At 65.6% G+C, this 12,920-nt stretch carries 11 protein-coding genes; 6 read left to right on the top strand and 5 right to left on the bottom strand.

The annotated features are described in order from the left end of the window. Positions 1 to 124: 124 nt before the first annotated feature. The 4 genes from QMX78_RS16070 to QMX78_RS16055 all read right to left on the bottom strand — a co-directional run bounded on the left by QMX78_RS16070 (position 125) and on the right by QMX78_RS16055 (position 3,917). Positions 125 to 919 (bottom strand): MetQ/NlpA family ABC transporter substrate-binding protein, encoded by a 795-nt coding sequence (locus QMX78_RS16070; protein WP_282271387.1) that lies wholly within the window; start codon positions 917 to 919, stop codon positions 125 to 127. A gap of 82 nt (positions 920 to 1,001) precedes the next feature. Beyond that, positions 1,002 to 1,694: a methionine ABC transporter permease gene (locus QMX78_RS16065; protein ID WP_282271385.1), complete on the bottom strand. Its 693-nt coding sequence runs from the start codon at positions 1,692 to 1,694 to the stop codon at positions 1,002 to 1,004. After that, entirely contained in the window at positions 1,691 to 2,698 is a 1,008-nt protein-coding gene (locus tag QMX78_RS16060; protein ID WP_282271382.1) for a methionine ABC transporter ATP-binding protein, read from the bottom strand. The genes QMX78_RS16065 and QMX78_RS16060 overlap by 4 nt, the downstream gene beginning before the upstream one ends. A 322-nt stretch (positions 2,699 to 3,020) precedes the next feature. Continuing rightward, a complete protein-coding gene (locus tag QMX78_RS16055) occupies positions 3,021 to 3,917 on the bottom strand; it encodes a DMT family transporter (protein ID WP_282271380.1) in 897 nt (298 codons plus the stop codon). Between the two features lie 92 nt (positions 3,918 to 4,009). On the opposite strand from QMX78_RS16055, the gene QMX78_RS16050 reads away from it, so the two are divergent. The 5 genes from QMX78_RS16050 to QMX78_RS16030 all read left to right on the top strand — a co-directional run bounded on the left by QMX78_RS16050 (position 4,010) and on the right by QMX78_RS16030 (position 8,076). Beyond that, positions 4,010 to 5,140, top strand: coding sequence for a serine hydrolase domain-containing protein (locus tag QMX78_RS16050; RefSeq protein WP_282271376.1), 1,131 nt, complete (start codon positions 4,010 to 4,012; stop codon positions 5,138 to 5,140). Between the two features lie 90 nt (positions 5,141 to 5,230). Beyond that, on the top strand, positions 5,231 to 6,112 hold the full coding sequence (locus QMX78_RS16045; RefSeq protein ID WP_282271373.1) for a DUF2145 domain-containing protein: 882 nt from the start codon (positions 5,231 to 5,233) through the stop codon (positions 6,110 to 6,112). After that, positions 6,109 to 6,630 carry a hypothetical protein gene (locus QMX78_RS16040; RefSeq protein WP_282271371.1) on the top strand — a complete coding sequence of 174 codons (522 nt, stop codon included), beginning with the start codon at positions 6,109 to 6,111 and terminating at the stop codon, positions 6,628 to 6,630. Before QMX78_RS16045 ends, QMX78_RS16040 begins: the two co-directional genes overlap by 4 nt. 31 nt (positions 6,631 to 6,661) lie before the next feature. Further along, positions 6,662 to 7,165, top strand: a complete 504-nt coding sequence (locus QMX78_RS16035; RefSeq protein ID WP_282271369.1) for a hypothetical protein — start codon at positions 6,662 to 6,664, stop codon at positions 7,163 to 7,165. A gap of 347 nt (positions 7,166 to 7,512) precedes the next feature. Next, a complete protein-coding gene (locus QMX78_RS16030; RefSeq protein ID WP_282271367.1) occupies positions 7,513 to 8,076 on the top strand; it encodes a queuosine precursor transporter in 564 nt (187 codons plus the stop codon). Between the two features lie 39 nt (positions 8,077 to 8,115). On the opposite strand, the gene glnE is transcribed toward QMX78_RS16030, so the two are convergent. Continuing rightward, positions 8,116 to 10,941 (bottom strand): bifunctional [glutamate--ammonia ligase]-adenylyl-L-tyrosine phosphorylase/[glutamate--ammonia-ligase] adenylyltransferase, encoded by a 2,826-nt coding sequence (glnE, locus tag QMX78_RS16025; RefSeq protein ID WP_282271365.1) that lies wholly within the window; start codon positions 10,939 to 10,941, stop codon positions 8,116 to 8,118. Positions 10,942 to 11,222: 281 nt separating this feature from the next. Between glnE and QMX78_RS16020 the strand changes: the two genes are divergently transcribed. Continuing rightward, positions 11,223 to 12,737 (top strand): acetyl-CoA hydrolase/transferase family protein, encoded by a 1,515-nt coding sequence (locus QMX78_RS16020; protein ID WP_282271362.1) that lies wholly within the window; start codon positions 11,223 to 11,225, stop codon positions 12,735 to 12,737. The last annotated feature ends 183 nt before the right edge of the window (positions 12,738 to 12,920 follow it).

Genomic DNA, 12,920 nt, shown 5'->3' with positions numbered 1-12,920 from the left:
GGCTTACGCCGCTCCTACATGGGTTATCGGGAGAGCCCCTGCCGAGCACGGCTCGGCACTACATTGGATCTGCTTGCCGAGCATGGCTCGGCACTACAGTGCAGTCCCGGCCCCGCGGTGCGGCTTAGAACGCCGGCAATACCGCGCCCTTGTACTTCTGCTCGATGAAGGCCTTCACTTCCGGGCTGGTCAGGGCCTTGGCCAGCTTCTGCACGCGGGCGTCGTCCTTGTTGTCCGGACGCGCGACCAGGAAGTTCACGTACGGCGAATCGCTGCTCTCGATCGCCAGTGCGTCCTTGGTCGGATTCAGGCCGGCGTCCAGCGCGTAGTTGGTGTTGATCAGGGCCAGGTCGACCTGGTCGAGCACGCGCGGCAGCATCGCCGAGTCCAGCTCGCGGAACTTGAGCTGCTTCGGGTTCTCGGTGATGTCACGCTGGGTGGACAGCGCGTTGCTCGGGTCCTTGAGCTTGATGACGCCCGCAGTGTCCAGCAGGATCAGCGCGCGGCTGTTGTTGCTGGGGTCATTCGGGATGACCACGTCGGCGCCGTTGGGCAGTTCGGCCAGCGACTTGAAACGACGCGAATAGGCACCGAACGGTTCGATGTGCACGCCGGTGACGGTGACCAGATCCGTCTTGCGGTCCAGGTTGTAGGCCTTGAGGTAAGGCTCGGTCTGGAAGTAATTGGCGTCCACCTGCTTCTGCACCAGCTGGTCGTTGGGCTGCACGTAGTCGTTGAACACGCGCACGTCGAGCTTGACGCCTTCCTTTTCCAGCAGCGGCTTGACCACTTCCAGGATCTCGGCGTGCGGCACGGCGGTGGCAGCAACCACCAGCTTGGACTCATCGGCGGCAGGCTTGCCGCAGGCCGACAGGGCCAGCACGACGGCAATCAGGGGAAAGGTGAGCAGCTTTTTCATCGGTAACAGATCCCGTGGGGAAGGATGGTGTGGACATACGCTAACAGGCCGGCACGCTGCGTGCCGGCCTGCGGTCATTCCATTACTTGCGGCTGTAATGCGTAACCAGACGGTCGCCGAGCATCTGCAGCAGCTGCACCAGCACCAGCAGCAAGACTACGGTGACCAGGGCCACGTCGGTGTGCGAACGCTGGTAGCCGTCACGGAAGGCCAGGTCGCCCAAGCCGCCGGAGCCGATCGCACCACCCATCGCGGTGAAACCGATCAAGGCGATGGTGGTCACGGTGGCGCCGGCAATCAGGCCCGGCCGCGCTTCCGGCAGCAGCACCTTGAAGACCAGCTGTTTGGTGGTCGCGCCCATCGCCTGGCTGGCTTCGATCACGCCACGGTCGACTTCACGCAGGGCTGTTTCAACCAGACGCGCGTAGAACGGCGCAGCACCAACGACCAACGGCAGGATGGCGCCACGCACGCCCAGGGAGGTGCCCATCATCGCCAGCGTCACCGGAATCAACACGATCATCAGGATGATGAAGGGCACCGAGCGCAGCAGGTTCACCAACAAGGCGGTGATGCCGTAAACCACCGGCTTGCGGTGCAGCTGCGGCGAGCCGGTCAGGAACAGCAGCACGCCCAGTGGCAACCCAATCGCCAACGTCAGCGGCAACGAGCCGGCCAGCATCAGCAAGGTGTCGATCGTGGCCTGGCCGATATCGGCCCACTTGCCCGCGTCCAGATGGCGGAAGAAGCCTTCAGTGGCAGTTGCAATGATCATCGGCGCAGCTCCTCGACATGCACACCGGCGGCGACGAAGGCCGCCTGCGCGGCATTCTGGTCACCGCCAACCAAGGCTACGGTCAGCTGGCCGTAGGGCGTGTCCTTGATGCGGTCGATGCGGCCGGTAAGGATGTTGTAGTCCACCCCGGTATCACGGGCGATGCGCCCCAACAGGGGTTCGTACGTGCCCTCGCCAAGGAAGGTCAGGCGCACGATGCGGCCACCGACGGCAGCGAAATCACGCAGCTGCTCGCCTTCGTCCACATGTTCGGACTCGGACACGAAACGGCGGGTGGTCGTGTGCCTGGGATGCAGGAACACCTCGGAAACCGGGCCCATCTCCACCATGTGGCCGGCATCAAGCACCGCAACACGGTCACAGACGCGGCGGATCACATCCATTTCGTGGGTGATCAGCACGATGGTCAGGCCAAGCTCGCGGTTGATCTTGCCCAGCAGCGCCAGCACCGAGGCGGTGGTCTGCGGGTCCAGCGCGCTGGTGGCCTCGTCGCACAGCAGTATCTGCGGGCGCGTGGCCAACGCGCGGGCAATGCCGACACGCTGCTTCTGCCCGCCGGACAGCTGCGAGGGGTATTTGGCCGCATGCTCTTCCAGCCCGACCATGCGCAGCAGCTCGGCCACGCGGGCGTCGATCTCGGCCTTGGGTGTGCCGGCCAGTTCCAGCGGAAAGGCCACGTTGGCGGCGACGGTACGCGCCGACAGCAGGTTGAAGTGCTGGAAGATCATGCCAATGCGCCGGCGCAGTGTGCGCAGACCGCCGGCATCCAGTGCGGTGGCGTCCTCGCCATCGATCAGCACCCGCCCGCCGCTCGGTTCTTCGAGGCGGTTGATCAGGCGGATCAGGGTCGATTTACCGGCACCGGAGTGGCCGATGATGCCGAACACTTCGCCGGCCTGGATCTTCAGGTCGAGCGGATGCAGCGCGGTGATCGCGCGGCCGTCGACGGCATAAGCTTTCTGCAGGTGCTGGAACTCGATCACTGCCAGGGCAACCGGTGGGCATGAGAAGGGGGCGTGCAGCCTAGCAGCGCCGGGCCATCGGCGCGCGTGCCGCAAACCGGAATCTTATTCCTTTTGGTTCTAAGTGAAACCGATCGGGGCTATGGTAGTGCTGTTTGTGGGACCGGCGTGAGCCGCGAAGCAGATAAACCACCAGATCGCGGTAATGACCGTTCATCCGGCATCGCCAGCTTCGCGGCTGACGCCGCTTGAGTCTGCCGCTAAAGCCCCAGCCGAGCATGGCTCGGCACTACGCCCCCTCCCTTTGGCGAAGCCAAGGGGAGGACTGGGGAGGGGTTGGCTTTCAGGGATGATCAATCTGATCTGGCCGCTGCGCCCGCTGCACCCGTTCACGGTGCAGCAGGTACAGGCCACTGGCGACGATGATGCCGGCGCCGATCCAGGTCCAACGGTCAGGCAGCTTCTGCCAGAGCAGCACATCCCAGCCGATCACCCAGACCAGGCCGGTGTATTCCAGCGGTGCGATCATCGAGGCCTGGCCCAGCTGGAACGCGCGGGTCAGCGCGATCTGGCCCAGCGCCCCCGCCAGGCCCATGCCGGCAATCAGCGCGGCGTGCTTCCACTGCAGCGGCTGCCACTGCGGCCAGGCCAGCAAGCCGGCACCGATCGCCATGATCAACAGGAACCAAACCACCATTGATTGCGGCGTATCCGTACGCGTCAACAGGCTGACCGTCACTGCAGCAATCGCATAGGCCGTCGCCGCCAGCAGCACCATCAGGCCCGGGAACGAGATGAAACCATCCACGCCCGGCCGCAGCACCACCAACACGCCGATCAGGCCGATGCCGATGGCGACCCAACGCCGCGGCCCCACATGCTCCCCCAGCAGGGGCACCGACAGTGCCGCCACCAGCAAGGGCGCGACGAAGTAGATGGTGTAGGCGGTGGACAGCGACAAGGTCCGCAGCGCATAGACGAAGCAACCGATCATCACCATGCCGAGCACGCCACGCAGCAGATGCAGGCCCCAACGCACCGGGATGATCGAGCGCGGACCGGCGGTGGCAAGCACCCAGACAAGGACGAACGGCAACGAGGCGGCACCACGCAGCATGGTGACCTGCAAGGTCGGATAACTGCTGGACAGCATCTTCATGCCAGCGTCCATGCAGGAGAAGAAAGCGACAGCGGCCAGCATCCAGACGATGGCCCGCACGGGGGATTTGGTAGGCGACATGGCGCCATTATCCGCTGCTGGGGCCCTGCTTGCAGACTGTCAGCAGTAATGGGCGATGTTATGTTCTGGCCATCTCCAGCCCGGGCCCGACCATGCGCCAGCCACTGAAGCATCCAGCTGCTACGTCTCGCCTGCTGCGTCTTGCCCCGTTGCTGGTCGCTGCGTTGCCCTGGATTGCCACTGCCACTGCCACTGCCGCGCAGGCGCCCAGCGCTGAAGCGCTGGCACAGTTGGATGGCTTTGCACTGGGGCTGCAGGCCGCCGGGCAGTTCTCGGGGACGGTGTTGATCGCCAGCGGCGATGAGGTGGTATTCGAGAAAGCCTATGGCGCGCGCGATGAGCAGCAGGAAACACCGCTGCAGGTGAGTGACCGCTTCAACCTGGCCTCGGCCGGCAAGATGTTCACCAGCGTGGCGATCCTGCAGCAGATCGCCGCCGGTCGCCTCAGCCTGGACAGCAAGGTCGGTGAGGTGCTCAAGGACTACCCCAACCGCCAGTTCGCCAATGAGGTCAGCGTGCGCCAGCTGTTGACGCACAGCTCCGGTGCGGGGGATATCGATGAATTGTTTGGCGCCGAACACAGTGCCGATCGCGCGCGCCTGCACAGCCTGGAGGACATGGTCGCGCTGCATGCCGGGCGTGCACCGGAGTTCGCGCCTGGCAGCGCGCAGAAGTACGGCAACTTCGGCTACCTGGTATTGGGGCGGATGCTGGAAGTCCTCTCCGGGCAGGACTTCGAGAGCTACATCCGCCAGCACGTGCTGCAACCGGCCGGCATGCAGGACACCGGCTTCGTGGCCTGCGACGACCCCGCCGCCGATCTTGCACGGGCCTATGTGGACGTGGATGGCAAGCGCGTGCGCAACTGCGCCACCCAACCCAGGCGAGGCCTGCCCGCCGGCGGCGAAGTGGGCAGCGCGCGTGACATGTTCCGCTTCGTGCAGTCCTTGAATGCCGGCAAGCTGCTGCCAGCAGCACTGTTTGAACAGGCCACCCAGACCCAGCGCGAGTTCATGGGACTGGGCTTTTTTGCCACCGGCTACGGCAAGGACGTGCCGGCCCGCGACTTCCGCTGGGGCCACGGCGGCAGCACGGACGGTGTCTGCACCGACGTGCGCCATTACCCGGCAACCGGCGAGACGGTGATCGTGCTGTCCAACAAGGATGCGCCAGCCTGTTTCGCGGTTTCCGGCCTGCTGCATGCGCAATGGAAGCAGCCTTGAACGAAAATCCCGGCATGGGTAGCCAGCAAGCGCGCGCCAGCGCAGGCTCCTAACGAATATTTCCCAAGCACCATGCAAGGATGCGCGCCGATGAAACCCCGCACCACACTATTGCTGGCAGTCTCACTGAGCCTGGCCACCCTCGCCGCCCCGGCATTCGCGCAACCGGCCTGCAGTCCGCGTTATCCGCCGCCGACCACGATTGCCGCCATGTTCGACATGGCCGCGGTCACCGCCGATACGCTCGATGCAATGCCCGACGTGGATGTGGCCATTGCTGCGCGCGGCGGCCAGGACCTGAGCAAGTACGGGCTGCGTCACAGCCACCTGGCCTTCCTCGTCCGCAATGACAGCGGCAGCTGGGACGTGGTGCACCTGCTCAACCGCTGCAAGACCGACAGCTCGGACCTGTACCGCGAAGGCCTGGTCAACCTGGTCGGCGAGAGCTCGATCACCACCGACCTGCGGGTTGGCATTCCCACGCCGGAAGTCCGCGCCGCACTGAAGACATTGCTCGCCGGTGCAGCGCCACAGGCACGTGCGCTGCATGAGCCGCGCTACAGCATGCTGGCCTATCCCGGCAGCAGCGAGTACCAGAACTCCAACCAATGGATACTGGAAGTCGCCGCGGCGGCAATGGCGCAGGCCGCAGGCGACTCGCCCCTCACTGACCGCGACACCGCCTTGGCCTGGCTCAAGCAGAAGGACTATGCGCCATCACGCATGCATATCGGCATCGGCAAGCGGCTGGGTGCGCGTTTCCTTGCCGACAACGTGGCGGTCACCGACCACCCGGCCAGTGAACGCATTTCCGGCAATTACTCGGTGGTGACGGTGGAATCGGTGTTCGACTTCCTGCACCGCAGCGGTGCGCTCGAACGCGAACTTGCCGTCGCCCATCAAACACCCGTGCCGGCGGTGACCGGAAGCAACACGCAAACCCCCACACTTCAGCAGGAAGCTACTCCATGAAGCATTTGTTCAACAGCGGCGTCCTCGCCCTTGCCATCGCCGCCAGCCTTGGCCTCGGCACGGGTGAAGTCCATGCAGGCGAAATCAACGGCTCACAAGCCTCCGTGCTGGTGACGGGTTCCAGCGTGGTGATGGTGGTATCCGGCCCGATCTTCCTGTCCGCGGCCGGTGTGCGCGGCGCAGCTGACATGTCCAGGGAATCCAGCGAGCGCCGCGAGGAGAAGCGTCGCGCCAGCGCCGGCCCGCTGCCGGATCTGGAAGTGAAGTCGATCGAGACCGCGGCCGATGGCGGCCGTCGCGTCACCCTGGAAGATCCGGCCAATGCGGAGAACCGCGCCACCCTGCAGTGGCCCAAGCGTGAAGATGATCCGGCGGCCGGTTTCACGGTTGGCAGCAAGGTCGCTTTCCAGCCGAGCCCGCAGGGCGCTGGTTGGATGCTGCGTAACCCGGAGGGCGCTGCATTGGCGTTCGTGCCAACCATCGAAGCGGTGGATGAGAGCCGCACCCGCACGCTTTGATTCCCCATTCGCTGTACTCGAGGAACACCGTATGACATCCATGTTTTGCCAGTTGGCCTGCGCCGCAGCCATCAGCGCCATGTTGGTGATTGCACCCGCCCACGCTGGCGCCGACCTCAACCGCTCCGAGGTCTCCACGCTGGTGACCTCGGCCGGTGCATCGATGCTGGTGTCCGCACCGTTGCTGCTGGTGGCATCGGTTGCTGACAAGTCTTCCACCGCCGCCGGAGAGCGCCAGGCGCGCCGCGTCAGCGCCGGCACGCTGCCGGACATGAAGGTCGAGGCGATCACCCAGGACGCCGATGGCGGCCGCAGCGTGGCGCTGGCTGATCCTTTGGATGCGGCCAACACCGCATCGCTGCATTGGCCCCAGCGCGAGGACAATCCCGCAGGGAACTTCGTGCTCGGGCAGACCGTGGCGTTTACACCAAGCCCGCAGGGTGCGGGTTGGATGGTGCGTGCGGAAGATGGCGCCGTGCTGACCTTTGTGCCGGCGATTGAAGCGGCGTCGGTGAGTCATAGCGGGAAGCTTTGAGGCTGCAGTGCTGGTGCTTTCAGATCGTGGAAATGCCTGATTACAACCTTCTCCCGCTTGCGGGAGAAGGTGCCCGAAGGGCGGATGAGGGGCTTTGGTTTTGGGCTTTTTGAAACATTCATACAGGCAGGGCCATAAGCACAAGCAGAAAGCTGCCCTCACCCCAACCCCTCTCCCGTGAACGGGAGAGGGGCTCAGTCTGCTTGGTTGCTGGCAATGTGCACTCCTGCCGCCTTGACATCCGTCTCGGCCACACCCGCTACAATGACCACTGACCTGCCCTCCCGGGCACGGCCCTTCCCCTCTTCTATCGATGCAGTGCCTAGCGGCGCTGCCAGTGCCCGTTCATGTCCTCACATCCGTCCATCCGCTTCGCCCCGCTCACCCCCACCTCGCTGCTGCTGGCCGTGCTGGCAATGGGTGCCGTGGTGCTGGGCTCGAATGTGCTGGTGCAGTACCCGATCAATGACTGGCTCACCTGGGGCGCCTTCAGCTACCCGATCGCCTTCCTGGTCAGCAATCTGATCAATCGCCGCTTCGGCCCGCAGGCGGCGCGCCGTGTGGCCTGGGCCGGCTTCGCGGTGGCGGTGGTGCTGTCGGTATGGATCGCCACGCCACGCATCGCGGTGGCCTCGTGCTCGGCCTTCATCGTTGCCCAGTTGCTGGACATCACCGTGTTCGACCGGCTGCGTGCCGGCAACTGGTGGCGCGCACCGATGGTAGCCACCACCTGCAGCGCCACCGTGGATACCGCGATCTTCTGGTCGATCGCCTTTGCCGGTTCGCAACTGCCGTGGGTCAGCTGGGCCGCAGGCGATCTGGCGGTGAAGCTGGCCATCGGCGTGTGCCTGTTGGCGCCGTTCCGTGCGCTGCTGTGGAAGATGGCGCCGCTGCGCGGCACTCCGCGCTGATCGCTGCAGCCCGGAACCAAGCCGGGCTGCTTCCCAACATCACTCCGCGCGCTTGCCCGGCTCGAACGGCAGGCCCTGCGCGATTGCTGCGGCACTGATCGCCGCACACGCCGCTTCGATCTCGGGCGTTGGGATGGCAATACGCGGGCGCCGGTCCAGGGTGCAGCTCAGGCCCGCATCAAGCAGCGTGGCGTGCGCCTCGTGCAGGGCCTCGGCCGTCGCAGCCGGCAACCAGCCTGCAGCGGCCAACGCGGAGATCAGCAACGGAGTCTCCCTCGGCTCACAGAGCGACGGCGTGTGCTGCGCCTGCGACAGCACGCCGGTCTGCAGCACGAACTCCAGGTCGACCAGGCCGCCCGCGCCCTGCTTCAAGTCCAGCCGCCCGGCATCGCTGCGGTCCAGTTCAGCGCGCATGCGTGCACGCATCTTCAGCACATCGCCGAACAAGGTCTCGTGCTCACGCGCACGGCCGAGGGTGTCAGCGCGCACCCGTTCGAAGTCGGACAACAGCGATGCATCACCGGCCACGCCGCGTGCGCGTACCAGCGCCTGGTGCTCCCAGGTCCAGGCGCGCTCGCGCTGGTACTCGGTATAGCTGGCCAACGAGGACACCAGCGCACCCTTGCCGCCGTCCGGGCGCAGGCGCACATCGATGTCGTACAGGCGACCGGCAGCGGTCACGGCACCGAGCAGGGCCATCACCTTCTGCGCCAGACGCGCGAACCAGCGGCCGCTGTCCAAGGGACGCGGGCCGTCGCTACCGTCGATGCCAGCCGGACTGTCGTACAGGAACACCAGGTCCAGGTCCGAACCAAAGCCCAGCTCGACGCCCCCCAGGCTGCCGTAACCGATGATCACAAAGCGTCCGCCCGGCACTTCACCATGCGCCTGCAGCATGTCCGCATGCGCCATCTGCAGCACGGTCACCACCACCGCGTCGGCCAGCTGCGCCAGTTGCTGCGTGCAGTCCACCGCACGCTGGCGGCCATCGTGGAAGGCCAGGGCCATGCGGAAGCTCAGCGCAAGCCGCACTTCGTTGAGCGCGCGCAGCGCCGCTTCCGGGTCATCTATCTGCAAGGCGGCGGCGCAGGCGTCCTGCATTTCCTGCGCCTCCGGCATCGGCCCGGCAACGCGGGTATCCAGCAGCTCGTCCAGCAGCAGCGGGAACGCCACCAGCCGTTCGGACAACAGCGCGCTGCGTGCCAGCACGTTGACCAATCGGGTCAAGGCGCTGGGTTGCTCGTCCAGCAGCGCCAGATAGCTGGTGCGGCGCAGGATGGCCTGCAGCAGGCCGAGCACGCGCCGCAGCGCCGCATCGGGCTGCGGCGAACGGGTAGCCGCATGCAGCAGCGCCGGCAGCACCCGGTCCAGGCGCGCACGCGCATTGTCGGACAACGACTTCACCCCCAGCGACTGGGCAAACTCGCGCAGCGATTGATCGGCGCCATTGGCGTCGGCAAAGCCGGCCTCGGCCAGCACTTCGGCGCTGCCGCCGCCGGGCAAAACCCGCCAATAGCTGGACAACACATCCGGTGCCGCCTGACCTTGGCGCGGCGCAAGCAATGCACCGAATTCAACACTGACGCGTTCGCGCTGCTCGTCCAGCGCCGCAAGCAAGGCATCCCAATCCGCATAGCCCAGGCCGAAGGCGACGCGGCTGCGATCCAGCGCGTCGTTTGGCAGGCAATGGGTCTGCGCGTCGCGCAGCATCTGCAGGCGGTTCTCGACGCGGCGCAGGAAACGGTAGGCCTGGATCAGGTCATCGCCATCGCTGGCTGCCATCTGCCCGCCTTCGACCAGCGCGCGCAGGGCTGGCAGCAGGCGTCGCTCGCGCAGCGCCGGCTCGCGGCCGCCACGGATCAGCTGCAGTGCCTGCGCAAGAAACTCGATCTCGCGGATGCCGCCGGGGCCGCGCTTGATATCGTCCAACCGGTCCTTGCGCGCGACTTCGGCGGTGATCGCCGCCTTCATCTCGCGCAGTCCATCGAGTGCGGTGAAGTCGAGGTAGCGGCGGTAGACGAAGGGCCGCAGCGTCTCCAGCCAGGCCTCGCCAGCGGCGATGTCGCCGGCCACCGCGCGCGCCTTGATCCAGGCATAGCGCTCCCAGTCACGGCCTTCGCGCTGGAAGTATTGGTCCATGCCGGCGAACGACAGGGCAACCCGACCGGCGGTGCCGAACGGGCGCAGGCGCAGGTCGACGCGGTGACTGAAGCCTTCGGCGGTGGTTTCGTCCAGCAGCCGCGCCAGCCGCTGGCCGAGCCGCGCGAAATACTCCTCGGCCGCCAGCGGACGCGCGCCGTCGGACTCGCCGTTATGCGGGTAGGCGTAGACCAGATCGATATCGGAGGAGAAGTTCAGCTCGCCGCCGCCCAGCTTGCCCAGCCCGAACACCACCAGCCGCTGCGCGCTGCCATCGGCGTCGCGAACCACGCCGTGGCGGCTGGCGAACTCCTGCTCCAGCGCCTCCAGGCCCAGCTGCAGGCATTCCTCGGCCAGGCGGGTAGCGCCCGCCAGGGTGGCATCGACGTCATCGAGTTCAAGCAGGTCGCGCCAGATCAACCGGGTCGAGGCCGCAGCGCGGTAGCGCCGCAGCTGGGTCGGCCAAGCGGTGGGCTGCAGCGGGTCCAGCTCGGGAAGCGGCAGCGGCGCTGGATCGGCCGCAGCCAGCAATTGCAGCAGCTCCGGTTGCCGGCACAGGGTATCGATGGCGAAATCGCTGGTAACCGCCAGCTGCCGCAAACCAGCCTCGAAGGCCTCTGATTGCGGCCATTGCGCCGGATCGGAAGCGGCCAGCTTGAGCCGGGCCAAGGCACGTTCGATTACTGGCTGAATGGATTCAGGTGCTGCGGGGGCAATTTGATTCATTCCGCGATTCTGGCATCTGCGGCGCAGAAGTCGCCATCTCCGCCGATCAGGCAATAAAAAAGCCCGCTGACAGCGAACTGTCAGCGGGCCTTGCTCCCTCCCCCACGTCGGGATGCAGGGCGATCCTGCCGGGTGCGCAAACAACTTGCACGCTGCAGTGCAAAACAATACTGGGGAGTACAAGAGCAATGGCGCCGTAAAGACCATTCCACGAAGGTCCAACCCCCCTGTTCACGCCGAAGGGCGATAATCAGGCATCCCCCCAACAAACCGTAGTCGTCATGTCTGTCGAACGCATCCTGGACCCGCGCCTGCGCGACCGCATCGTTTCCGCCGAACAAGCCGCGGCCTTCATCCAGCCCGGCGAAACCGTGGCCATGAGTGGCTTCACCGGTTCCGGCTATCCCAAGGCGGTACCGCTGGCGCTGGCGCAGCGCATTGAAGAGGTTCACGCCGCCGGCCAGCCGTTCAAGATCAAGCTGATGACGGGCGCTTCGACCGCCCCGGAACTGGATGGCGCGCTGGCCAAGGCCGACGCCATCGCCATGCGCATGCCGTTCCAGACCGATCCGGATGCGCGCAAGCGCATCAACGAAGGCACGCTGGACTACATCGACATCCATCTTTCCCACGTTGCCCAGCACGTGTGGTTTGGCTTCTACGGTGAGATCGATACCGCGGTCGTCGAAGTCTCGGCGATCCGCGAAGACGGTTCGCTGGTGCCCTCCACCTCGGTCGGCAACAACAAGACCTGGCTGGACCTGGCCAAGAAAGTGATCATCGAGGTCAACGAGTGGCAGCCCGCGGACATCGAGGGCATGCACGACATCTACTACGGCACCGCGTTGCCGCCGCACCGCAAGCCGATCCCCTTGATCCACGCCAACGATCGCATCGGCCAGACCACGCTGGACGTGGACCCGGACAAGATCGTGGCCGTAGTGCGCACCAATGGGCCGGACCGCAACAGCCCGTTCAAGCCGATCGATGAAGACAGCCGCCAGATCGCCGGCTACCTGATCGAATTCCTCAAGCACGAAGTGGCCAAGGGCCGCCTGCCGGCCAACCTGCTGCCGTTGCAGTCGGGTGTGGGCAATATCCCGAATGCGGTGCTGGCTGGTCTTGCTGAAAGCGGCCTGCGCGGGCTCACCTCGTTCACCGAGGTGATCCAGGACGGCATGCTGGACCTGCTCAAGTCCGGCGTGCTCGAGTACGCCTCGTGCACCGGCTTCGCGTTGAGCCCGGAGGCGAACGAAGAGTTCAAGCGCAACATCAAGTTCTACCGCGAGCGCATCATCATGCGCACGCAGGAGATCTCCAACCATCCGGAACTGGTGCGCCGCCTCGGCTGCATCGGCATGAACGGCATGATCGAGGTCGACCTGTACGGCAACGTCAATTCCACCCACGTGATGGGCAGCCGCATCATGAACGGCATCGGTGGTTCCGGTGACTTCACCCGCAACGGCTTCCTGTCCACCTTCCTGAGCCCGTCGATGGCCAAGGGCGGTTCGATCTCGGCGATCGTGCCGATGGTCAGCCATGTGGACCACACCGAGCACGATGTCTCGATCATCGTCACCGAGCAGGGCCTGGCCGATCTGCGCGGCCTGCCGCCGCGTGCACGTGCGCGCCAGGTGATCGACAACTGCGCGCATCCGGACTACCGCGACCAGCTCAACGACTACTTCGACCGCGCCTGCCGCGACAGCTACGGCAAGCACACGCCGCACCTGTTGCCGGAAGCACTGTCCTGGCACCAGCGCTACATCGATACCGGCAGCATGAAGGCCTGAAAGCCCTATTTGTAGTGCCGAGCCATGCTCGGCAGGGGTTTTACCAGCGAAAAGCCGCCCTCACCCCACCCCCTCTCCCGTACACGGGAGAGGGGCTAAAGCTGAAGGCCTGAAGCTCCATCTGTAGTGCCGAGCCATGCTCGGCAGAGGCTTTACCAGGAAGGCCGCTGCCGAGCATGGCTC

The sequence above is a fragment of the Stenotrophomonas sp. PS02298 genome (genome assembly GCF_029959445.1).
GTDB lineage: Bacteria > Pseudomonadota > Gammaproteobacteria > Xanthomonadales > Xanthomonadaceae > Stenotrophomonas.
Note: the sequence above shows the minus strand (reverse complement) of the source record. Positions and strands in the feature narration are given on the sequence as shown.